The 22,218-nt window shown below is 62.5% G+C and carries 17 protein-coding genes; 15 read left to right on the top strand and 2 right to left on the bottom strand.

Features of this window, described 5'->3' with window-relative positions; all coding sequences use genetic code 11:
* Nucleotides 1–10 precede the first annotated feature (10 nt).
* The gene (locus tag ACGHP5_RS08185; protein ID WP_390566167.1) at nt 11–1,147 is read left to right on the top strand and encodes an exo-alpha-sialidase; all 1,137 of its coding nucleotides are present in this window, start codon (nt 11–13) and stop codon (nt 1,145–1,147) included.
* Between the two features lie 27 nt (nt 1,148–1,174).
* Nucleotides 1,175–3,592, top strand: coding sequence for a fimbrillin family protein (locus ACGHP5_RS08180; RefSeq protein WP_390566166.1), 2,418 nt, complete (start codon nt 1,175–1,177; stop codon nt 3,590–3,592).
* 75 nt (nt 3,593–3,667) lie between these two features.
* Here ACGHP5_RS08180 and ACGHP5_RS08175 read toward each other — a convergent pair whose 3' ends face one another.
* Together ACGHP5_RS08175 and ACGHP5_RS08170 are read right to left on the bottom strand one after the other, a co-directional pair.
* The gene (locus ACGHP5_RS08175; protein ID WP_295901228.1) at nt 3,668–4,741 is read right to left on the bottom strand and encodes an SGNH/GDSL hydrolase family protein; all 1,074 of its coding nucleotides are present in this window, start codon (nt 4,739–4,741) and stop codon (nt 3,668–3,670) included.
* An 80-nt stretch (nt 4,742–4,821) separates the two neighbouring features.
* Complete coding sequence (locus tag ACGHP5_RS08170; RefSeq protein ID WP_290532666.1) at nt 4,822–5,826, bottom strand: ROK family protein; 1,005 nt, start codon at nt 5,824–5,826, stop codon at nt 4,822–4,824.
* A gap of 118 nt (nt 5,827–5,944) precedes the next feature.
* On the opposite strand from ACGHP5_RS08170, the gene ACGHP5_RS08165 reads away from it, so the two are divergent.
* From ACGHP5_RS08165 to ACGHP5_RS08105, 13 genes are all read left to right on the top strand, one after another.
* Nucleotides 5,945–6,916: a polyprenyl synthetase family protein gene (locus ACGHP5_RS08165; protein WP_337656655.1), complete on the top strand. Its 972-nt coding sequence runs from the start codon at nt 5,945–5,947 to the stop codon at nt 6,914–6,916.
* Nucleotides 6,917–6,919: 3 nt separating this feature from the next.
* Nucleotides 6,920–8,170, top strand: coding sequence for a peptidase U32 family protein (locus ACGHP5_RS08160; protein ID WP_390566162.1), 1,251 nt, complete (start codon nt 6,920–6,922; stop codon nt 8,168–8,170).
* Nucleotides 8,171–8,182: 12 nt separating this feature from the next.
* Complete coding sequence (locus tag ACGHP5_RS08155) at nt 8,183–9,313, top strand: acyltransferase family protein (protein WP_390566160.1); 1,131 nt, start codon at nt 8,183–8,185, stop codon at nt 9,311–9,313.
* A gap of 168 nt (nt 9,314–9,481) precedes the next feature.
* Complete coding sequence (locus ACGHP5_RS08150; protein WP_290532669.1) at nt 9,482–9,676, top strand: hypothetical protein; 195 nt, start codon at nt 9,482–9,484, stop codon at nt 9,674–9,676.
* Between the two features lie 32 nt (nt 9,677–9,708).
* Nucleotides 9,709–11,613 (top strand): S9 family peptidase, encoded by a 1,905-nt coding sequence (locus ACGHP5_RS08145; protein ID WP_390568412.1) that lies wholly within the window; start codon nt 9,709–9,711, stop codon nt 11,611–11,613.
* 193 nt (nt 11,614–11,806) lie between these two features.
* A complete protein-coding gene (locus ACGHP5_RS08140; protein WP_390568410.1) occupies nt 11,807–13,165 on the top strand; it encodes an MFS transporter in 1,359 nt (452 codons plus the stop codon).
* A 101-nt stretch (nt 13,166–13,266) separates the two neighbouring features.
* A complete protein-coding gene (locus ACGHP5_RS08135) occupies nt 13,267–14,658 on the top strand; it encodes an aminopeptidase P family protein (protein WP_390566159.1) in 1,392 nt (463 codons plus the stop codon).
* Between the two features lie 30 nt (nt 14,659–14,688).
* Nucleotides 14,689–14,922, top strand: a complete 234-nt coding sequence (locus ACGHP5_RS08130; RefSeq protein WP_015546532.1) for a hypothetical protein — start codon at nt 14,689–14,691, stop codon at nt 14,920–14,922.
* A gap of 8 nt (nt 14,923–14,930) precedes the next feature.
* The gene (locus tag ACGHP5_RS08125; RefSeq protein ID WP_390566157.1) at nt 14,931–15,611 is read left to right on the top strand and encodes an SGNH/GDSL hydrolase family protein; all 681 of its coding nucleotides are present in this window, start codon (nt 14,931–14,933) and stop codon (nt 15,609–15,611) included.
* A 128-nt stretch (nt 15,612–15,739) separates the two neighbouring features.
* The gene (locus ACGHP5_RS08120) at nt 15,740–17,896 is read left to right on the top strand and encodes a translation factor GTPase family protein (RefSeq protein ID WP_295901212.1); all 2,157 of its coding nucleotides are present in this window, start codon (nt 15,740–15,742) and stop codon (nt 17,894–17,896) included.
* Nucleotides 17,897–18,234: 338 nt separating this feature from the next.
* Complete coding sequence (locus ACGHP5_RS08115) at nt 18,235–20,463, top strand: inorganic phosphate transporter (protein ID WP_290532377.1); 2,229 nt, start codon at nt 18,235–18,237, stop codon at nt 20,461–20,463.
* A gap of 27 nt (nt 20,464–20,490) precedes the next feature.
* Nucleotides 20,491–21,054, top strand: coding sequence for a DUF4924 family protein (locus ACGHP5_RS08110; protein WP_337755603.1), 564 nt, complete (start codon nt 20,491–20,493; stop codon nt 21,052–21,054).
* A gap of 22 nt (nt 21,055–21,076) precedes the next feature.
* A complete protein-coding gene (locus ACGHP5_RS08105; protein WP_390566154.1) occupies nt 21,077–22,216 on the top strand; it encodes a metallophosphoesterase in 1,140 nt (379 codons plus the stop codon).
* The last annotated feature ends 2 nt before the right edge of the window (nt 22,217–22,218 follow it).

The following is a 22,218-nucleotide window of genomic DNA, read 5'->3' as shown; positions in this document are numbered from 1 at the left end:
CCCCGAAGCCATGCGCACGCTCCTGCTGATCGCCTGCTCCTTCCTGGCCGCCCTCGGCTGCCAGGCCCAGAACCCCGCCTCAACCGTCGTCTACCAAAACGGCGACTACGGTTACGCCTGTTTCCGCATCCCGGCGCTTGTCCGCGCCGCCGACGGCTCGCTGCTGGCCTTCGCCGAAGCGCGACGCGACGGCACGGCCGACCGGGGCGACATCGACCTGGTCGTGCGCCGTTCGGCGGACGAGGGCCGCACGTGGGGCGAAATGACCGTCGTGTGGGACGACGCGGGCAACACCTGCGGCAACCCCGCGCCGGTGCTCGTCCGCGAAACCGGGCGCATCGTCCTGCTGGCCTGCTGGAACAGCGGTCCCGACCACGAACGCGACATCGAGGCGGGCAAGGCCGCCAATACCCGCCGCGTCTTCTCGCTCCACTCCGACGACCACGGAGTGACATGGAGCGAACCCGTGGAGATCACCTCCGCGGTGAAGCGCCCCGAATGGACCTGGTATGCCACCGGACCGTGCCACGCCATCCAGAAAACCCGCGGGCCGCACAAGGGCCGACTCGTCGTCCCGGCCAACCACAAATGGGTGACCCCCGAGGGGCGGATCGCCTCGAACTCCCACCTTCTCTACTCCGACGACCGGGGCGCGACGTGGCAGATCGGCGCCGTTTCGCAGCCCGGGGGCAACGAAAGCTCGGTCACGGAACTTTCCAACGGCGACCTGATGCTCAACATGCGCCATTACGACCGCGGGGACTCGCTGCGCCTCTGCGCGGTGAGCCGCGACGGCGGAGCGACGTGGAGCCGCACGTGGGAGGAGAGCCAGCTCGTCGAGCCGCGCTGCCAGGGAAGCATCCTCAACTATGCGCCGCAGGGCGGCAAATCCTCTCGCACTCTGCTCTTTTCGAATCCCCGCTCGCTCAAGCGCGAAAACATGTCGATCGGCGTCAGCCGCGACAACGGACGCACGTGGAACCGCTTCGTGACGGTCTTCAAGGGCCGCGCGGCCTACTCCGACCTGGTGTGCCTGCCCGACGGTTCGGTCGGCATCCTCTATGAGAACGGCGATCCCGGGGGCAAGGAGGAACTCTACCGCCGCATCTCCTTCGAGACCGTATCGCCCGTACGCCTCTTCGACTAAATCCCGAAAACCTTAAAATTTACCGATATGAAACGTTTTTTCCTGCTACCTCTCTGCATCGCCGCGCTGAGCGCCTGCTCGGACGACGAGACGGCGGAACAGAAGCCCGCCGTGATCGGCGACGTGCAGTTCGCCGCGGCGATCGACCCCGCCGAGGCCGGAACCCGCGTCGTCGAGCAAGGTCCCGTCACCAGCTGGGAAACCGGCGACCGCATCGGCATCACGGCGATGATCGACGGCACGCCCCACGTCGAGAACATTCCCTATACGCTCTCCGACGCCACGACGTTCAGCATGCTGACGCCCGTCGCCGAGGCCATCCGCTGGAACGAGTCTATCACCGGGCGGCGTACCTTCTTCGCCTACTATCCCTACGACCAGACCAACGCCGGGGGCCTCTTGAACCGTGCCGTCGTGCGTTTCTCGGTCCCGGCCGAACAGCACGTCGCCGAAGGCGCGAACACCACCCTGCCGTTCCTGATCGGCGAGGCTTCGACCTCGGCCTCACAGCAGCAGCCCGTGGCGCTGCGCTTCCGGAACTTCGCCCCGGTGCTGGAGCTGCGCTTCGAACCTCTCGAGGAGACCTCGATCGCAACCATCGAAGTCGCTCCCGCCGAAGGTTCCGCGCTGACGGGCTGGATGGCCGGCGAAGGCACGACCGACAACCTCGGCAACGTGACCCTCACCGAACAGTCCGACCGCCTGACCGTCGTCTGCGACGGCGACGGCCTGCCGCTGGACAAGGCGCGTTCGGTGCGCATCCCGCTGGGACGCTTCATCACCGGAACGGGCGGTCTTTCGCTCAGGACCGTGACCACCGACGAGCGGGTTTTCAGCGAAACCCTCTTCGCCGGGGAGCCTTTCACCTCCTACGTCACCGACGACAAGGGGGCTTTCGCCGCGGCCAAATACATCCCGCACACGATGGAGATGGAGGTCATCTCCGACGAGACCCGCGAGGTTTATTTCGAGGACGATTTCGCGTGGATCACTTCTTCCGGCCGCTGGGACAACCTCACGGGCGGCGGATGGCCCACGGTGACGGCCGCAACCTCGGCAACGGGCAAGGCCAACTACTTCACGCTGGACCTGCTCGACGACTTTGCAACAATCGGCTACTCCACGCTGGGTACGCGCACCGACGTACAGGCCCGCTACGAGGGTTACGTCTGCCTCGGCATTTCGTCGCGCCGCGCGGCGCTCGTCACCCCGGCGCTCGCGGAAATCGGAGCGGAACCCGTCGATCTGCTCGTCTCGTTCTACGGCGCGAACTACGCCACGGCGACGATGACGCCCGACACCAAGCCGCTGGTGATTTCCGTCGACGGACCCGGCATGATCGGCGACACCGACGCCGCCGGGACCGAGGTGACGCTTACGAACAGCTTCCGCTGGCGGAAGTACTGGATCATCGTCAAGGGCGCCACGTCCGAAACCCGCATCGTCTTCGGCACGGCCGACGCAACGGCCGGCGCCCGCATCCTGATCGACAACATCCTGATCGGCAAAGCCGTGAAAGGCGCCGTGGCCGGATCGCGCGACGTACCTTCGACCGTCGAGCCGGAAATCCGCCTGCCCGACGGCAACCGGACCGACATCGCCAACCTCGCAGGCGCCGAAGCGTCGCTGATCATCCAGGCCACGACCTCGTGGTCGGCAGCCTGCGAAGCAGACTGGCTCACCGTTTCGCCCCCGAGCGAGGGCCTCGGAACGGGCATCGCATACGGGCTCACGTTCCGCGCCCTCACGCAGAACCTCACCGGCCAGCCCCGCACGGCGACGGTCACCGTTTCGTCCGGCGACCAGACCCTCGCGACGCTCACCGTCACGCAGACCCACGAAATCCCCGAGGTGGTCTATTTCGAGGACGACTTCTCCTGGACCGCAGGCAGCGGCTCGTCGGGCGGGATTTTCACCGGATTTCCCAACGTCGCCCCCGGAACGACCCTCGGAACCAACGGCACGATCATCGGCAGCTGGCCCGCCGACTGGAAAGCACGGGGCTACTCGGGAGAGCGGACCTATGCGAAGAACGGCTGTCTGACGCTGGGCATCGCAGGCAACCCGGGCAATCTGACCATGCCTGCGCTCGACGCGATCGGCGACACGCCGACGGAGATCGTCGTGGAGTTCGACATCCTGGAGTACAAGCACGCCAGCGAGAAGGGCAAGACCATCTTTTCGGTCGTCGGCGCCGGCCAGATCGTCTCGCTGACGGGCAACTATACCGGAGTGGCCAACGACGACTACACGTCGCCGAGCGCCGACAGGCAGAGCTACAACTTCTACTGCGGCGATTACACCGACTGGGCCGCAGGCGCGTTGTGGCACCACATCGTCGTAACCGTCACGGGAGCGACCCGCGACACCCGGCTGACGCTGGCCGGCGAAGGGGCCAACTGCCGCTTCTGGATCGACAATTTCAAGGTGTCGCAGAAAAAGTGATTCCGGCACATGCCAGACAAGGGGAGGCGGCTCGCAATGAGCCGCCTCCCCTTGTCTACCGTAAAACCCGCCGGATCAGCGGATGCCGCATTTCCTGAATATCTTCAGCAGTTCGGGCTGGAGATTCTGCGCCCAGCGCCAGTAACCCAGGTCCGAAGGATGCGTACCGTCGGCCGAAGTCACGTGGTCGGTACCCGTGAGGTCCGCCTTGTCGACGAAATAAACGTTGTCGAAGCGCTTCACCGCCTCGGCCATCTGCCTGCGGGCCATCGCACGCTTGTCCTCTTCGATTTTGCGGGAACGGAGATCGAAATTGCCGCTCTCGCGGTAGATCGTCTGCACGAAGATCAGCGGCGTCGAAGGCAGTTTCGCACGGATGCGTTCGATGAAGGGAATCAGCCGCTCCTCGATCATCTTCGCGTCGGGATTCGAAAAGGCGTCGAAAACCATCGCGTCGGCATCCTTCACGTCGCCGAGGTAGTCGGCGAAATAAGGTTGCAGCTTGCAGTTGCCGCTGCACGCGATGCTGCAAAAGTAAAGGCCCGTGTTGCGGCCGATCTGCATCGGGTAGCTCATGCCCGCGCGGCTGGTGCTGACGCCGTGCGTGAAACTCGACCCGAAGATCACGATCTTATGCCGGAAGGGATTCTCCATCGGTGTGATCGTCGCCCCCTCGTCCACCCCGACGCGGAGCGACGTCAGTTCGTTGTAGTTGGGCAGGTAGAGCAGGCACTCCTTCTCCGAGGAGTCCATGTTGCCGATCATCGTATAGGCTTCGCCGCGCTTCTTCGGGGCGCGCGAGGCGGCGTAAAGCCACTCGCCGTCCTTGCGGATGTAGAGGTCGAAACCCTCCGAAGCGACCCGCGGGGTGCTCGACCCCGTATAGACGAACGGGGTGTACTGCGGCTCAAGGTCGATGCGCGTGGAATTGGTTTTGAAGACCAGCGCGAGGCCCGCCGAACAGCGCACCTGCTGGTTCTCGCTCTTGGTGAAGCCCTTGTAGGCCACCGTGTCGATCCGGTGGTAGGGATGCGGCGTCGGCAGGGCCTTGCCGATGAGGTTCAACTCGGTGGCGTCCACGAACCGCATCTGCGCGGCCGCAGCCCAGACCGTCAGCAGCGCGACGGCCAGAAGGAATAAACGTTTCATTGCTCTGAATTTAAAGTTGTCGGTTTTCAAAAAGGGCGAAGTTCTTGAAAACTTCGCCCTTGCGGCACAAACGGTAACGGCTACCTGGCAGCTTCCTGCCAGATCAGCGCCGAGGCGCCGAGGATGGCGGCGTTCTTGCCCTGAATACCGCTGGGAAGCAGCTTTACCTTGTTCTTGAAGACGAAGAGCATGTTCTCCTCCATATACCACTGCGTCGGTTCGAAGATCAGCTTGCCGGCCTTCGAAAGTCCGCCGAAGAGGAAAATGGCCTGGGGCGAGGTCACCGTCACCACGTCGGCCAGCGCACGGCCCAGTATTTCGCCCGTATAGCGGAAGGCCTCCAGCGCGATGGGGTCGCCCTGCTCGGCGGCGGCCGAGATCATCGAGGCGTCGAAGTCGTCGAACGCGATGCTGCGCAGCTTGCTGGGGGCGTTCATCTTCGCCATCAGCTCGAACGCCGTGCGCTTGATGCCCGTCGCCGAGACGTAGGCCTCCAGACAGCCCTTGCGGCCGCAGCCGCACTCGCGGCCGTTGCGCTCGACGATCACGTGCCCGAACTCGCCGGCGAAGCCGTCGTGGCCGTAGATCATCTCGCCGTTGGCGACGAATCCCGAACCGAGCCCCGTGCCGAGGGTGATCATGATGAAATCACGCATGCCCTTGGCGTTGCCGTAGATCATCTCGCCGATCGTCGCCGCGTTGGCGTCGTTGGTGATGAGCGTCTTCACACCGCCGAAACACTTCGAAATGTCGTCCGCCAGCGGGAACACGCGGCGCGCCTCGTCGGGATTGGGGTCTTCGGGCTTGAACTTCCAGAGGTTTGCCGGATTCTCGATCGTTCCCTTATGGTAGTTGGCATTGGGCGCGCCGATGCCGATGCCCGTCAGCTCGTACTCGAACGAAAGGCTCTGCACCAGCGCCCGCATCGAGTCGCAAAGGTCCTCGACATAAGCCGGATAGTCGTCAACATAGGGATACTTCTTGGTCGAGATGACCGATTCGGCATAGAGGTCGCCGTTTTCATCCACGAGGCCGAAAGCGGTGTTGATGCCGCCGATGTCCACGCCGATCGCGAGTTTTTTCATATCGTGCTTCAGGTTAAAAGTTAGTTTTATCCTGTCAAAGTTAATCGAAAATTCGGCTACTCCAAAGTTTTTTCCTATTTTTGGGACAGTTTCCGATCCAAAAGTACCATTCAAGACTATGCAGACCAACGAGCAGATGCTCTCCGCCATCGAAAATTACCTTGCCCAGGCCGAATTTCCGGCCGAGCCGGAACTCCTCTACGCCCCGATCGGCTATTCGCTCTCCGGAGGCGGCAAACGCCTCCGTCCCATGCTGCTGACGCTCGCCTGCGGCATCTTCTCCGACGACGTGCAGCAGGCGCTGCCCGCGGCTGCTGCCGTCGAGGTGTTCCACAACTTCACGCTGCTGCACGACGACATCATGGACAACGCCGCCGTGCGCCGGGGCAAACCCTCGGTCTATGCCAAGTGGGGGCAGAACGTGGCCATCCTCTCGGGCGACGCCATGATGATCTACGCCTACCGCCTGTTGAGCACCGTCCCGGCCAGCCTGCTGCCGCAGGTGCTCTCGACCTTCAACACCATGGCGCTCGAAGTGTGCGAAGGGCAGCAGTACGACATGGATTTCGAACACAAACCCAAAGTCTCGGTGGTCGAATACATGCACATGATCGAGCTGAAGACCTCGGTGCTGCTGGCCGGCGCGGTCGTGATCGGCGCGATGCTGGGCGGCGCTTCGGACGAGGACTGCCGCCGCCTGCGGCGCTTCGCCGTCGAACTGGGTCTGGCGTTCCAGCTGCAGGACGACCTGCTGGACAGCTACGGCGACCAGCGGCTGGGCAAAGCCATCGGGGGCGACATCCTCGAAGGCAAGAAGACCTACCTGATGATCACGGCGATGAGCCGTGCGGACGAGGCGACGCGCGAGATGCTGCGCACGGCCTACCGCGACCCGGCGCTCTCCGACGCCGAGAAGATCGGCAAGGTGAAGTCGATCTACGACCGGCTGGACGTGCCGCGCCTGACCGAGCAGCAGATCCAGCTGCGTTTCGAACGTGCGCTGTCGATCCTCGACACCCTTTCGGTCGAACCCTCGCGGACGCAGCGCATGCGCGACTACGCCATGAGCCTGATGGACCGGAAAAAATGAATGATGAAACGCTCCGACATTGAAATAATGGCTCCTGTCGGGAGCTACGAATCGCTGGCGGCCGCCATCGGGGCCGGAGCCGACGCCGTCTATTTCGGTGTCGGGAAACTCAACATGCGCTCGGCGTCGGCGGCCAACTTCACGCTCGACGACCTGGGACGGATCGTCGCCGCGGCCCGCAAGGCCGGGGTGAGGACCTACCTGACGGTCAACACGATCGTCTACGAGGACGAGATTGCCGACGTGCACGCCGTGATCGACCGCGCCAAGAAGGAGGGCGTCGACGCCGTGATCGCTTCGGACATGGCGGCGATCCTCTACGCCCGCCGGATCGGGCAGGAGGTGCACATCTCGACCCAGAGCAACATCTCGAACTCCGAGGCCGTGCGCTTCTACGCGCAGTGGGCCGACACGGTGGTGCTGGCGCGCGAACTGTCGCTGGAGCAGGTGGCGGCGATCCGGCGCCGGATCGTCGAGGACGACATCCGCGGCCCGCGGGGCGAACTGGTCGAAATCGAAATGTTCGCCCACGGCGCGCTGTGCATGTCCGTCTCGGGCAAATGCTACCTTTCGCTCTACGAAACCAACTGCTCGGCCAACCGCGGCGCCTGCCGCCAGCTGTGCCGCCGCAAATACACCGTCACGGACAAGGAGACGGGCGCGCAGCTGGACATCGACGGCCGCTACGTCCTCTCGCCCAAGGACCTCTGCACCATCGACTTCCTCGACAAAATGATCGCCGCAGGAGTCCGGGTGCTGAAGATCGAGGGACGCGCCCGCGGCGCGGAGTACGTCAAGCGCGTGGTGGAGTGTTACGACCAGGCGCTCAAGGCGATGGAGTCCGGAACCTACACCCCCGCTTTAACTGCGGAGCTGAAAGAGCGGCTCCGCACGGTTTTCAACCGCGGTTTCTGGGAAGGCTACTACGCCGGACGTCCCGTCGTGGAGCACAGCCCCGCCTACGGATCGTCGGCCACCCAACGCAAAGTGTATGTGGGTAAAGTGGTGAATTTCTACAAGAAACTCTCGGTAGCTGAAGTATCGGTCGAAGCGGCGCCGCTCGCCGTCGGGGAACCGATCTTCTTCCTCGGCGCAACCACGGGCGTCGCCGAGCAGACGCTCACCGAACTGCACGGACCCGACGGACAGCCGGCAGAATCGGTCGCCCAGGGGGAACTCTGCGCCATCCGCACGCCCGGCGTCGTCCGCCGCGGCGACCAGCTCTACAAATTCGTCCCCGCCGAAACAACCTGAAACCCGATATCGATGAAACCTCAACCGACCAAACCGGCCGCTTCGCAGCGGCTCCTCTCGCTCGACGCCCTCCGGGGCTTCGACATGCTCTTCATCATGGGATTCGCAGGGCTGGTAGCGGCCCTGTGCAAGCTCTGGCCCGGGGAGTTTTCGGACTGGACGGCCGCCCAGATGGGCCACGCCGACTGGAACGGATTCTTCCACCACGACACCATCTTCCCGCTGTTCCTCTTTATCGCGGGCATCTCGTTCCCCTTCTCCCTCGCCAAACAGCGCGAAAAAGGGATGAGCGAGCGGAGCATCTACCTGAAAGTCATCCGCCGCGGCCTGACGCTCGTGGTGCTGGGATTCGTTTACAGCGGCCTGTTCAAACTCGACTTCGCCACGCTGCGCCTGCCGAGCGTACTGGGCCGGATCGGCCTGGCGTGGATGTTCGCGGCACTGCTGTTCGTCAACTTCAACGTGCGCACACGCGCCGTCATCGCCGCCGCGATCCTGCTCGGCTACGGACTGCTGCTGCAATTCGCAGCCGCGCCCGACGCCGGAGGGGCCGGACCGCTGACCCTCGAAGGCAACATCGTGGGCTACGTCGACCGGATGGTGATGCCCACACACCTGCTGGGAGGCAGGGGATTCGACCCCGAAGGGCTGTTGAGCACCCTCCCGGCCATCGTGACGGCCATGCTGGGCATGTTCACGGGCGAGTTCGTCCGCCGCTCCGAAGAGCGGACCTCCGGCAGCCGCAAGTCGCTCTGGATGGCCGCCGGGGCGGTCGTGCTGCTGGTGCTGGCGCTCTGCCTCGACCCGTTGCAGCCGATCAACAAAAAACTCTGGACACCGGCCTTCGTGTTCGCCGCGGGAGCCTACTCGCTGGGCATGTTCGCTCTGTTCTATTATATAATAGATGTGCGGCAGTGGCGGCGGTGGAGCTATTTCTTCAAGGTCATCGGCGTCAATTCGATCACGATTTACATGGTCCAGCGGATCGTCCGCGTGAGCTACACCTCGGAATTCTTCTTCGGCGGGCTGGCTTCGAAACTCTCGCCCGAGGCGGCCGCCGTGGTCCTCTCGGCGGGGTACGTCACCGTCTGCTGGCTGCTGCTGTGGTTCCTCGACCGGAAAAAGATATACCTCAAAATCTGACCGTCCCCCAACGACGGGAAGGCGCATCCGAAGGGTGCGCCTTTTTTCGTGCCCGGAAACCGAATACGACCAACTATCGAAAATTATTTATCGAATTTCAATAAAAATTATTTGTTTTTCAAAATTTGTTTCGTATGTTTGCGGTGTCGAAAACAGAAAAGACATCCCATGGAAATCGAAAAAGTCATCCGCATCCTGACCATTTTCCTCGTCGTCGCGGCTTTCGCCGTGAAGGTCGCCACACATCTGATGTTCCCCCAGTCGCCGCACGGGTTCGATCTGCCGATCGTCATCGTGCTGGTACTCTGCCTGACGAACATCTGGCGCAAAACCGACAAACAAGAAGAGAACTCAAACAAATAAAACCCATGAAAAAACTCCTGATTATCGCCGCAATGGCCGCCACGGCCGTCGCCTGCGCTCCGAAGGCTGCTCCCGAGCTGCCGATGGAGACCTTCTTCCGCAACTCGGAAAAGTCGGGCTACCAGATTTCGCCCGACGGCAGGTACTTCTCCTACATGGCCCCCTGGGAGAGCCGCCGCAACATCTTCGTACAGCAGGTCGGCTCGGACGAGGCCGTGCGAATCACCTCGGAGACCGAACGCGACCTGGCCGGGTACTTCTGGGCCAACGACGGCCGCATCCTCTACCTCAAGGACACGGGCGGCGACGAGAATTTCCAGCTCTACGGCGTCGACATCGACGGCACGGATCCGAAGGCCTACACCTCCCTCCCGGGCGTGCGGACCACGATCATCGACCCGCTGGAGGAGATCGATTCGCTGATGATCATCGGGACGAACGAGCGCAACCCGCAGATATTCGATCCCTACCGCCTGAACCTCAACACGGGGGAGAAAACCCTGCTTTGCGAAAACCCCGGCGACGTGCAGGGCTGGCAGACCGACCACGACGGCCGTCTGCGCGTAGCCTACGCCATCGTCGACGGCGTGAACACCCAGATCCGCTACCGCGAGACCGAGGCCGACGAGTTCCGCCCCGTGCTGACGACCAACTTCAAGGAGGGGGTCAACTTCGCGACGTTCACCCCCGACAACAGGATGGTGTACGCCATCACCAACCTCGGACGCGACAAGGATGCCCTCGTGCTGATGGACCCCGCGACGTGCGAGGAGAAAGAGGTGCTCTACACGAACGACACCTACGATCTGGAGGGCGTCTGGTACAGCGAAAAGAAGAAAAAACTGCTCGGCGTATCGTACGAAGGCCACAAGGGAACGACGCGCCACTTCTTCGACCGCGAGGCCGGCGAGCTGTTCGGCCGCATGGAACGCCACCTGCGCGGTTACGAACTGGGCATCGCCGGTTCGGACAAAGCCGAGGACAAATACATCGTCTACGCCGGCAGCGACCGCACGGCGGGCGCCTACTACCTCTACGACGCCGAGGCCGACACGATGACCAAACTGGCCGAACTCCGCCCGTGGATCAAACAGGAGGAGATGGCGGAAATGCTCCCCATCGAGTACACCTCGCGCGACGGCGAACGCATCGAGGGTTACCTCACGCTGCCCGTGGGCAAGACCCTGCGCAACGCCAAAAACCTGCCCGTGGTGGTGAACCCCCACGGAGGTCCGTGGGCGCGCGACTCGTGGGGCTTCAACCCCGAGGCGCAGTTCCTGGCCAACCGCGGTTACGCCGTATTGCAGATGAACTTCCGCGGCTCGACGGGCTTCGGACGCCGCTTCATGGAGATCGCCTTCGGCAAATGGGGGCAGGAGATGCAGGACGACATCACCGACGGCGTCGACTGGCTGATCGGAAAAGGCATCGCCGATCCCGCCCGGATCGCCATCTACGGCGGCTCGTACGGCGGTTACGCCACGTTGCAGGGCATCGTGAAAGATCCCGACCTCTACGCCTGCGCCGTGGATTACGTGGGTGTCTCGAACCTCTTCTCGTTCATGAACACCATTCCTCCCTACTGGAAGCCGCTGCTCGACCAGATGTACGAAATGGTCGGCAACCCCGAAACGCAGCAGGAGATGCTGCGCGAAAACTCCCCGGCGCTCAACGCCGGGCGGATCAAAACCCCGCTGCTGGTCGTACAGGGAGCCAACGACCCCCGCGTGAACATCGCCGAGAGCAACCAGATGGTCGAGGCGCTGCGCGCCCGCGGCGTGGAGGTGGACTACATGGTCAAGGACAACGAGGGCCACGGATTCCACAACGAAGAGAACCGTTTCGACTTCTACCGCGCGATGGAGAAGTTCTTCGGCAAGTACCTCAAGGGCATCCGGCCCGAGGGCGACATCGTCCCGGAGAGCTGCCGCCGGTAACGGACCCGGAAGGCGGTCCTCTTACCGGCCGCCGCGACGGAAAGCCCATCATAGTTGTGTGACGAAGGCCCGGAAATTCCGGGCCTTCGCGTTTTCGGGCCTTTTGCCGGAAAAGCCCGAAAAAATCCCTACTTTTGCAGTCGCAATGCACGCCGTACCCCACATACCCCTGTCTCCGGCGGACGGACTGCCCATGCCCCGGCGGCTCGGGGCCATCCTGGCCGTGGCGTTCGGCGTATCGCTCTCGGTGATCGACGGGACCATCGCCAACGTCGCACTGCCCACCATCGGGCAGCAGCTGGGCATCTCGGCGGCCGATTCGATCTGGATCGTCAACGCCTACCAGCTGGCCATCATGGTCTCGCTGCTCTCCCTCTCGGCGCTGGGCGACGTGGTGGGTTACCGCAAGGTCTATATCGGCGGGCTGATGCTCTTCACAGTGGCATCGGTGGGATGTTCGCTCTCCGGATCGCTCCAGACCCTCGTGCCGGCGCGCGTCATGCAGGGGTTCGGAGCCGCGGCCATCACCTCGGTCAACACCACGCTGATCCGCTTCATCTACCCCAAGGCCCGGCTGGGGCGCGGCATGGGCATCAACGCCACGGTGGTCGCCACCTCGTCGGTGGCCGGGCCGACGCTGGCGGCGGGAATCCTCTCCGTGGCCGACTGGCCGTGGCTGTTCGCCGTGAACGTCCCGATAGGGCTGGCCGCCCTGGCGCTCAGCCGCCGGTTCCTGCCGGAGAACCCCGTGCGGGTGCGCGATCACCGCTTCGACTGGCGCGACGCGGTGATGAACGCCCTGACGTTCGGCCTCATGATGGCCTCGGTCGAGGGTTTTTCCCACGGACTGGACCCGCGCGTGCTCTCGCTGGGGGTCGCGGCGCTCGTCGTCGTCGGCTTCTTCTTCATCCGCGGCCAGCTGCGCGAACCCTACCCGATCCTGCCGTTCGACCTGCTGCGCATCCCGATCTTCTCGGTGTCGGTCGCAACGTCGGTCTGCTCGTTCCTCGGGCAGATGCTCGCCATGGTGGCGCTGCCCTTCTACCTGCAGCAGGCCTGCGGATACAACGACGTCGAGACGGGGCTGCTGCTGACGGCCTGGCCCGCGGTGATCATGGTCATGGCCCCGGTGGCCGGACTGCTCGTCGAGCGCGTCCACGCCGGGCTGCTGGGCGGCACGGGCCTTGCGATGATGGCCGCGGGGCTGTTCCTGCTGGCCTTCCTGCCGGAACATCCGACCGATTTCGACATCATCTGGCGGCTGGTGCTCTGCGGCGCAGGGTTCGGGCTGTTCCAGTCGCCGAACAACAGCATCCTGATCGCCTCGGCCCCGCCCGAACGGAGCGGTTCGGCGAGCGGCATGCTGGCCACGGCACGCCTCGTGGGACAGACGACGGGCGCCGCGCTGATGGCCCTGCTGTTTCACGTCGTGCCCGAAAACAGCACCCGCACCGCCCTGCTGCTGGCGGGCGGATTCGCCGTCACGGGAGCCGTCGTCAGCCTCGCACGCATTTCGCTGCCCCTGCCCGAAGGGCTGGCGCGCCGCAAATAGACGCGCCGCGGGGCGTTCGCAGGGGCGATTTTCCGAAAAATAGCCCGCCGCGATAGGAAGCCTCCCATATTTTTACTATTTTTGTAGAAAACAGCAACGTTATGTTTTCAGCAAAAACCTATACTGCGCGCCGCCACGAGCTGCGCACGAAGATCGGGAGCGGCATCATCCTGCTCCCGGGCAATCCCCTCTCGCCGAACAACTATCCCAACAACGCCTACTATTTCCGGCAGGACTCCACGCTGCGCTACTACTTCGGACTGAACGTGCCGTCGGTCGCCGGCCTGATCGACGCCGACACGGGCGAAGAGGCGCTCTACGGCGACGATTTCACCGTCGAGGACATCATCTGGACCGGACCGCAGCCCACGCTGCGCGAGATGGGCGCCGAAGTGGGCGTCGCGGCGACGTTCCCGATGGCGGAGCTTGAAAAACGACTGCGCAGGGCGATCTCTCTGGGCCGCAGGATCCACTACCTGCCGCCCTACCGCGGGGAGACGAAACTCCAGCTGTCGGAACTGCTGGGCATCAAACCCGCACTGCTGCACGACTACAAGTCGGTGGACCTGATGTTCGCCGTGGCGGAGATGCGCGAGAAGAAGAGCGCCGAGGAGGTCGAGGAGATGGAACGCGCCTTCCGAATCGGCTACGAAATGCACACGACGGCCATGCGAATGTGCCGCCCGGGCATCGTCGAACGCCAGATCGCGGGAGCCATCGAGGGCGTCGCAAAATCCCTGGGACAGGGCGTGTCGTTCCCGTCGATCGTGTCCCAGCACGGCGAGACGCTTCACAACCTCAACGCCGACGGCGTGCTGGAGGAGGGACGGCTGCTGCTGTGCGACGCCGGCGGCGAGACCGTCGAAGGCTACTGCTCGGACCACACGCGCACCTATCCCGTGAGCGGACGCTTCACCCAAAAGCAAAAAGACATTTACAACATCGTGCTGGCCGCACACGACCACGTGGCCCGTATCGTGAAACCCCACATGATGTATACCGAGGTGCACAACGCCGCCTACATGACCCTCGCCGAGGGACTTGTCGGGTTGGGCCTGCTGAAAGGCACGGCCGCCGACGCCGTGGCCGCAGGCGCGATGACGATGCTCATGCCCCACGGGCTGGGCCACGGGCTGGGCATGGACGTGCACGACTGCGAGGCGATGGGCGAGAGGTCGTTCGACTACGGTTCGATCGCCGAACGGGCGGCCAAGTCGGGAACCTGCGTCTACCGCGCGGCATGGCGGATCGAACCGGGGACCGTGATGACCGACGAACCGGGACTCTACTTCATCCCCGCACTGATCGACAAATGCCGCGCCGAAGGGCTTTACAAAGGCATCGTCGACTACGACGCGCTGGAAGCCTACCGCGATTTCGGAGGCATCCGCATCGAGGACGACATCCTCGTGACGGAGTCGGGCAGCCGTATCATCGGCGACCGGAAAATTCCCGTCACGGCCGAAGAACTCGAAGCCGTCGTAGGCAAATAACACATCGAAACCCCCGCAAACACAACGACTATGGACAAGAAATGGACAATCGGTCTGGGCCTGCTGGGCATCCTGATCGTCTTCCTGCTGCTCTGGAATTTCGCCCCGGCCATCCAGCGATGGCTGGCGAGCGTCTTCGTGGACATCATCCTCCTGCTGGCCGCCTTCGCCGCGGGATGGCTCTTCGGCCGCTTCGGAGGCAAACGCCGCCGCAGCGACGACGAACGCAACGCACGCAACATCACCCAAGCTCAAAAAAAGTAACGATCTTCATGAAAAAGCTGATTCTGCTGATCGCGCTCGCACTTCCGGCCCTGCTGACGGCCCAACAGCGCGACTGGGCCAACTACGGCCGCTATGCCGAAGCCAACGCACAACTCACGACGCCGCCCGCGGTGGTGTTCATGGGCAACTCGATCACCGACGGATGGGACAACGCCCACCCCGAATTCTTCACGGCGAACAATTTCGCCTGCCGCGGCATCGGCGGGCAGGTCACCGGCCAGATGCTCTGCCGCTTCCGGGCCGACGTGATCAACCTCCACCCGCAGGCGGTGGTGATCCTCGCCGGGACGAACGACCTGGCACAGAACAACGGACCGATCACGCCCCAGCACATCGTCGAAAACATCATATCGATGGCCGAACTGGCAATGGCCGCAGGCATCCGGCCGATCATCTGCTCCGTGCTCCCGGCCGGGAAATATCCCTGGAGGACCGAGATCGAGTCGGTTCCCGAAAAAATCCGGGACCTGAACGCACGGCTGCGTCAGTACGCCTCCGACCGCGGGCTGGCCTGGGTCGACTATTACACGGCGATGGACGCCGGGGACGGCTCGATGCGCAGCGAGTACACCAAGGACGGCGTGCACCCCACGCCCGAAGGGTACGACGTCATGGAACGGATCGTTCTGCCCGCGCTGGCGCACTACCGCCCCGCGGCCGCAAAGTGAATCCGTAGTTCCGACAGACCGAAAAATCGCCCTCAAGGGGCGATTTTTTCATTCCCGAAGTTGTTTTTCACGAATAATTTGTATATTTATAGTCGGCTAACCGAAAAACCTTAAAACCATACGAGAATATGAAAAATTATTCAGCTAAAGAGATCAAGAACATCGTACTCATCGGCGCGCCCGGCACGGGTAAAACTACCCTTGCCGAAGCGATGGCCTTCGAGGGTAAGGTCATCGACCGCAGGGGTAGTATCGAGACGAACAACACGCTCTCGGACAACACGGATATCGAGCACGAATACAAACGCTCGATCTATTCGACGATCCTCTTCACCGAATTCATGGACCGCAAGCTGAACATCATCGACTGCCCCGGTTCGGACGATTTCTGCGGAAGCCTCTTCTCGGCTTTCAAGGTCGGAGACGTGGGCGTCTTCCTGTTCAACGCCCAGAACGGCTGGGAGGTGGGCAGCGAGATTCAGGCCCGTTACGCCCGGCTGCTGCAAAAACCCGTGATCGGCGTGGTGAACCAGCTGGATGCCGAGAAGGCCAGTTTCGAGGCCACGGTCGAGTCGATCCGGGCTTCGTCGCGCGTGAAACCCGTCATCGTGCAGTACCCCGTCAACCAGGGTCCCGAGTTCAACGCCTTCATCGACGTGCTGCTGATGAAGATGTACCGCTTCAAGGACAACGACGGCCACCGCGAGGAGCTGGAAATTCCGGCCGAGGAGCTGGAAAAGGCCCAGGAACTGAACAAGGAACTGGTGGAAATGGCCGCCGAACACGACGAGGCGCTGATGGAGCTTTACTTCGACAAAGGCACGCTCACGCAGGACGACATCCGCTCGGGCCTGAAGATCGGCCTCTCGAAGCGCGAGGTGATGCCCATTTTCTGCACCAGCGGCAAGCGGGACATCGGGACCAAGCGCCTGATGGAATTCATCATCAACGTGGCGCCCGGTCCGCAGAAGGCCCCGGCATTCCTCTCGACCGAAGGCGAGGAGATCACGGCCGACGAGACCGCACCCGCCGTAGCGTTCGTCTTCAAGAGCCAGGTGGAACAGCACATCGGCGAGATCTCCTATTTCCGGGTCATCCGCGGCAAGATCGCCGAGGGAACGGAGCTGGTGAACACCCGCACCGGAAACAAGGAAAAGCTCTCGCAGCTGTTCGCCGTGGCGGGCAAAAACCGGATCAAGGTCACGGAACTCATGGCCGGCGACATCGGCTGCACGGTGAAGCTGAAAGGCACGCGGACGAACGACACGCTTTCGGCCCCGTCGGCTCCCGTGACCGTCGAACCGATCGCTTTCCCCGAGCCGCGTTACCGCGCCGCCATCAAGTGCAAGGAGCAGGCCGACGAGGAGAAGCTGGGCAAGGTGCTCAACGACGCCAAATTCGAAGACCCGACCATTCTGGTCGAATACTCCAAGGAGCTGAAGCAGACCATCATCCAGGGCCAGGGCGAACACCACCTGAACATCCTGCGCTCGCGCATCGAGAAGGAGAACAAACTCGCCTACGAATACATCGCGCCGAAGATTCCCTACCGCGAGACCATCACGAAGGTCGCGCAGGCCGACTACCGCCACAAGAAGCAGTCGGGCGGCGCAGGCCAGTTCGGCGAGGTGCACATGATCATCGAACCCTATTACGAGGGCATCGGCGAACCGAAGAACTACAAGATTCCCGGCAAGGGCGACATGGTGCTGAACCCCAAGACCAAGGAGGAATACGACCTTCAGTGGGGCGGCAAGCTGCAGTTCTACTCGGCGATCGTGGGCGGCGCCATCGACGCGCGTTTCATGCCTGCCATCCTGAAGGGCATCATGGAGAAGATGGACGAAGGCCCGCTGACCGGATCGTACGCCCGCGACATCCGCGTGGTGATCTACGACGGCAAGATGCACCCGGTAGATTCGAACGAAATCTCGTTCAAGCTGGCGGCCCGCAACGCTTTCAAGGAGGCTTTCCGCAACGCGGGACCCAAGATCATGGAGCCGATATACAGCGTCGAGGTGCTCGTGCCGAGCGAATACATGGGCGCCGTGATGTCGGACCTGCAGAACCGCCGCGCGATGATCGCCGGCATGGAGTCGGACAAGGGATTCGACCGGCTGAACGCGCTGGTTCCGCTGGCCGAGCTGTACCGCTACTCGACGACCCTTTCGTCGCTGACGTCGGGTTCGGCCACCTACACGATGAAATTCGGCAGCTACGAGCAGGTTCCCGCCGACGTGCAGGAAAAACTGCTCAAAGCCTACACCGACACCGACGACGAATAGTCCCGGCACGGATACGGGGAGGACGGCAGCCGGCCGAACACCTCTCCGCCGATTTCCCCCAAAAACCTTCTGCAATGTGCAGAAGGTTTTTTGATTTGCGGCATGCCGTACCATGCTCCCGGCCGCACTGGCCGCAGCGGCCGTCCGCTCCCGCGGAAAAACCGGGAACAGGATGCTGCCGGAAAGAGGCCCGAATCCGCCGGAAGATCTTCCCGGATTCATCCACGATGCGCCGCTCAGGCGATCTTGTGTTAAATTAATGTTAACAATCTATGTCCAAATCATTTCATCGGAAAAAATGGCGTAAATTTGTTCAGAATTTGCACTAAAAACCCAACATGAGCGAAATCTACACCGTCATTGTCGGCATTCTGGGAATCCTCGCTGTTTCAGGTCTTTTCGTCGGTGTCACGAACGACGCAGTCAACTTCCTCAATTCGGCCATCGGCTCCAAAGCCGCCTCGATGAAGGTTATCCTCACCGTAGCGTCCGTCGGCATCATCATCGGTGTCGTCACGTCGAGCGGCATGATGGAGGTCGCCCGCAGCGGCATGTTCAACCCCGGACTGTTCACCTTCCACGAAGTGATGATGCTCTACCTGGGCGTCATGTTCGCCAACGTCATCCTGCTGGACCTCTACAACTCGTGGGGACTCCCGACCTCGACCACCGTATCGCTGATATTCTGCCTGCTGGGCGCAGCGATCGCCGTGTCGATCTACAAAATCTCGAACGACCCCGAACAGGGCGTATCGGCCCTCGGGCAGTACATCAACACCTCGCGCGCCATGGGCATCGTTTCGGCCATCCTGCTGTCGGTGGTGATCGCCTTCACCTGCGGCACGCTCGTCATGTACGTCTCGCGCATGATCTTCTCGTTCCGCTACACGGCGCTCTTCCGCCGCTACGGATCGCTTTGGTGCGGAGCCTCGCTGACGGCGATCGTCTATTTCGCCGTCTTTAAGGGACTCAAGTCGCTGCTCGCCCACAACGCCTTCATCCAGCTGATCGACGAGCATCTGCCCACGGCCATCACCATCTGCTGGGTGGTCTGCTCGCTGCTGCTGTTCTTCATCCAGCGTTTCAAAATCAACATCCTGCGCATCACGATCCTTTCGGGAACCTTCGCGCTGGCGCTGGCCTTTGCAGGCAACGACCTGGTGAACTTCATCGGCGTACCCGTGGCCGGGTTCGACGCCTATTCCATCGCCCGGGAAGCGGGCGACACGCAGATGCTCATGGGAGCGCTGAACGAGAATGTTCCGGCGAATTTCCTGATCCTGCTGACTGCGGGCATCCTGATGATTCTCACGCTGTGGACCTCGAAGAAGGCGATGCACGTCTCCGAGACCGAAATTTCGCTCTCGGCACAGGACGACGCCGGCCAGCAGCAGTACGGTTCGTCGGTCTTCTCGCGAACGATCGTCCGCGCGGCCCTCAACGTCAGCGCAGGCATCGAGCGCGTAGTCCCGAAACACCTGCGGGAAGCCATTTCGCGCCGCTTCGAATACGAGGACGTAGAACACAGCGGCGCGCCCTACGACATGATCCGCGCCACGGTAAACCTGACGACCTCGGCGCTGCTGATCGCCATGGCCACCTCGCTCAAACTCCCGCTGTCGACCACCTACGTCTGCTTCATGGTGGCGATGGGCTCGTCGCTCGCCGACCGTGCATGGGGCCGCGAAAGCGCCGTATACCGCATTTCGGGCGTCATGACCGTCGTAGCCGGGTGGTTCATCACCGCGCTGGGCGGATTCCTGATCGCCTTCGTGGTGGGACTGGCGCTGATCTACGGCGGGACCCCGGCCTTCATCGTCATCACGCTGTTGTGCGGATACATGCTCATCCACAGCAATTTCCTGAAAAAGGACAAAGAAAACACCATCGTCAAGGAGCATGAAGACACCAACGAGGACATCATCGCCAACCTGCGCGACGAGGTGTGCCGCACGATGGAGTGCGCGACGAAGATTTACGACCGCACGCTGATCGCCGTCTTCAAGGAGAACCGCAAGGTGCTGCGCGACATGGTCAAAGAGTCGAACGACCTGTTCTACCAGTCGCGCGAACGAAAATACTCGCTGCTCCCCACGCTCAAGAAACTCCAGGGCGGCGACGTCAACACGGCCCACTACTACGTGCAGGTGGTCGACTACCTCAACGAAATGACCAAGGCGCTGATGCACATCACCCGTCCGGCGTTCGAGCATATCGACAACAACCACGAAGGGCTTTCGAAGGAGCAGGCCCGCGACCTGATGTCGATCAACGATGACGTGGAGTCGATCTACCGCCACATCAACCTGATGCTGCGCGAAGGCGACTTCTCGGAGATCGAAACGGTGCTGACGATGCGCGACCAGCTGTTCGAGTCGATTGCCGAAGCCATCAAGTCCGAGCTTACGCGCATCAACGAGGCCCGTTCGAACACCAAGGCGAGCATGCTGTACCTCACGATCCTGACCGAGACCAAGAACATGGTGCTCCAGTCGCGCAACCTCCTCAAATCGCAGCAATACTTCCTCAAGCACCTCACGGGACCGAAAACGTGGATTAAGAAGTAGCGGGGAGCCTCGAAAACCGAATACGAAATGGACATCGCAAAAGCAAAACGGCGCGAAAACATCGCCGAATACATTCTCTATCTCTGGCAGCTGGAGGACCTGCTCCGGGCGTTGCAATTCAGCCCCGAGGCAATCTTCTCGACGCTGATCGCCCCGCGGAAGGACATCGGCGAGGAGCAGAAGCACGTCTTCCTGCTCTGGTACATGGACCTGGCGAACCTGCTCCGCCAGGAAGGAAAGGAGGAGAAAGGGCATCTGGAACATACGCTCCACCTGATCCAGGACCTGCACGACCTGCATCTCCAGCTGATGAAACTTCCCGTCGGCGCGCATTACCGCCAGACGTACGCCCCTCTCGAACCCGAGCTGCCGCGCCTGCGGAGCGTCCTGGGCAACCCGGGGATGAACGACACGGAACTCTGCTTCCGCGCGCTCTACGCCGCGATGCTCTACCGCATCAAGGGCGAGGGCGACAAATCGGCCGTGACGGACACGCTGGAATACATATCCCCCGTAATCGCAGAGTTGGCCGACGTGTACGGCAAGGTCGAGCGGGGCGAAGTGAACCTGTTCAAAACGGACGCCGAATAACGTCCCCGAACCGCACCGAAGTATGAAACGCCTGACCCTGCTGTTCGGACTGCTGCTGGCCGCAACGCTCTGCACCCTCCCGGCGACGGACGCCGCCGCAGAATCGAAACCGACGAAATACAACCTCTGCCGGAAACACCCGACCGACGGACCCTACATCGTCTATGACGCGGAGAAGGGCGCCTATACGGCGGTCGCTGACAAGCGGGGGCATGTCCTCGCGATGCCTTACGACGGAGGCGCCGTCGAGGTCCGTTCGAGCCGGGATGCCTATCTGTTCAGCGTCACGCCGCACGCCGTAGAACGAGGTCCCTGGGAACTCCGGCAGGCCCCGAAACTGTTCGTCACATCCGATCCCCACGGCGATTTCCAGAGTTTTGCAACGCTCCTCCAGGCCCACGGCGTGATCGACAGCGGCTACCGGTGGAGCTACGGGAACAACCAGCTGGTGGTGATCGGTGACATTTTCGACCGCGGCTACGACGTACTGCCGCTGCTGTGGCTGATGTACAAACTCGAACAGGAGGCCGCGGACGCGGGAGGCGCCGCCGTGCTGCTGTTGGGAAACCACGAAGGCATGGTGCTGGCCGGCGACGTGCGCTACACGCGCGGGAAGTACCTCGAAACGGCACGGCAGCTCGGCATGGAGAATTACCGCCAACTGTTCTCACCCGAGACGGAACTCGGCCGCTGGCTGCTGGCCCGCAACACGATGCTGCGCATCGGCCGCAACCTGTTCGTACACTCGGGGTTGAGCGCCCGACTGCTCGAACGCGATCTGGAAATAGAGACACTCAACGCCCGGATGAGCGAAGGGCTTTACCGGACCTCGAAGGAGCGCAGGGAGGACCCGACGCTCGAATTCCTGTACCGCTCGGCCGGGCCGGTCTGGTATCGCGGAATGGTCTGCGCGGACGAGAAATACGATCCGCTGACGCCGGAACAGACCGGAGCGCTGTTACGCCGTTACGACGCCGACCGGCTCCTGGTCGGCCACACGATTTTCCCCGATATTTCGACCTTCCACGACGGCCGCGTGATAGCGGTCAACGTACAGAACGACCTCAACCGGCGGAAAAACCGCGGCCGCGCCGTGCTGATCGAAGGCAGCCGCATATTGGTCGTCGGGAACCGCGGTGTGAAACGGGTGCTGGAGGAGTAAGC

It is taken from the genome of Alistipes sp. i18-0019-D1, assembly GCF_042852885.1.
GTDB lineage: Bacteria > Bacteroidota > Bacteroidia > Bacteroidales > Rikenellaceae > Alistipes.
Note: the sequence above shows the minus strand (reverse complement) of the source record. Positions and strands in the feature narration are given on the sequence as shown.

Coding starts and splice junctions, on each gene's coding strand:
- ACGHP5_RS08185 (WP_390566167.1), top strand. CDS start 11: ATGCGCACGCTCCTGCTGATCGCCTGCTCCTTCCTGGCCGCCCTCGGC.
- ACGHP5_RS08180 (WP_390566166.1), top strand. CDS start 1,175: ATGAAACGTTTTTTCCTGCTACCTCTCTGCATCGCCGCGCTGAGCGCC.
- ACGHP5_RS08175 (WP_295901228.1), bottom strand. CDS start 4,741: ATGAAACGTTTATTCCTTCTGGCCGTCGCGCTGCTGACGGTCTGGGCT.
- ACGHP5_RS08170 (WP_290532666.1), bottom strand. CDS start 5,826: ATGAAAAAACTCGCGATCGGCGTGGACATCGGCGGCATCAACACCGCT.
- ACGHP5_RS08165 (WP_337656655.1), top strand. CDS start 5,945: ATGCAGACCAACGAGCAGATGCTCTCCGCCATCGAAAATTACCTTGCC.
- ACGHP5_RS08160 (WP_390566162.1), top strand. CDS start 6,920: ATGAAACGCTCCGACATTGAAATAATGGCTCCTGTCGGGAGCTACGAA.
- ACGHP5_RS08155 (WP_390566160.1), top strand. CDS start 8,183: ATGAAACCTCAACCGACCAAACCGGCCGCTTCGCAGCGGCTCCTCTCG.
- ACGHP5_RS08150 (WP_290532669.1), top strand. CDS start 9,482: ATGGAAATCGAAAAAGTCATCCGCATCCTGACCATTTTCCTCGTCGTC.
- ACGHP5_RS08145 (WP_390568412.1), top strand. CDS start 9,709: ATGGCCGCCACGGCCGTCGCCTGCGCTCCGAAGGCTGCTCCCGAGCTG.
- ACGHP5_RS08140 (WP_390568410.1), top strand. CDS start 11,807: ATGCCCCGGCGGCTCGGGGCCATCCTGGCCGTGGCGTTCGGCGTATCG.
- ACGHP5_RS08135 (WP_390566159.1), top strand. CDS start 13,267: ATGTTTTCAGCAAAAACCTATACTGCGCGCCGCCACGAGCTGCGCACG.
- ACGHP5_RS08130 (WP_015546532.1), top strand. CDS start 14,689: ATGGACAAGAAATGGACAATCGGTCTGGGCCTGCTGGGCATCCTGATC.
- ACGHP5_RS08125 (WP_390566157.1), top strand. CDS start 14,931: ATGAAAAAGCTGATTCTGCTGATCGCGCTCGCACTTCCGGCCCTGCTG.
- ACGHP5_RS08120 (WP_295901212.1), top strand. CDS start 15,740: ATGAAAAATTATTCAGCTAAAGAGATCAAGAACATCGTACTCATCGGC.
- ACGHP5_RS08115 (WP_290532377.1), top strand. CDS start 18,235: ATGAGCGAAATCTACACCGTCATTGTCGGCATTCTGGGAATCCTCGCT.
- ACGHP5_RS08110 (WP_337755603.1), top strand. CDS start 20,491: ATGGACATCGCAAAAGCAAAACGGCGCGAAAACATCGCCGAATACATT.
- ACGHP5_RS08105 (WP_390566154.1), top strand. CDS start 21,077: ATGAAACGCCTGACCCTGCTGTTCGGACTGCTGCTGGCCGCAACGCTC.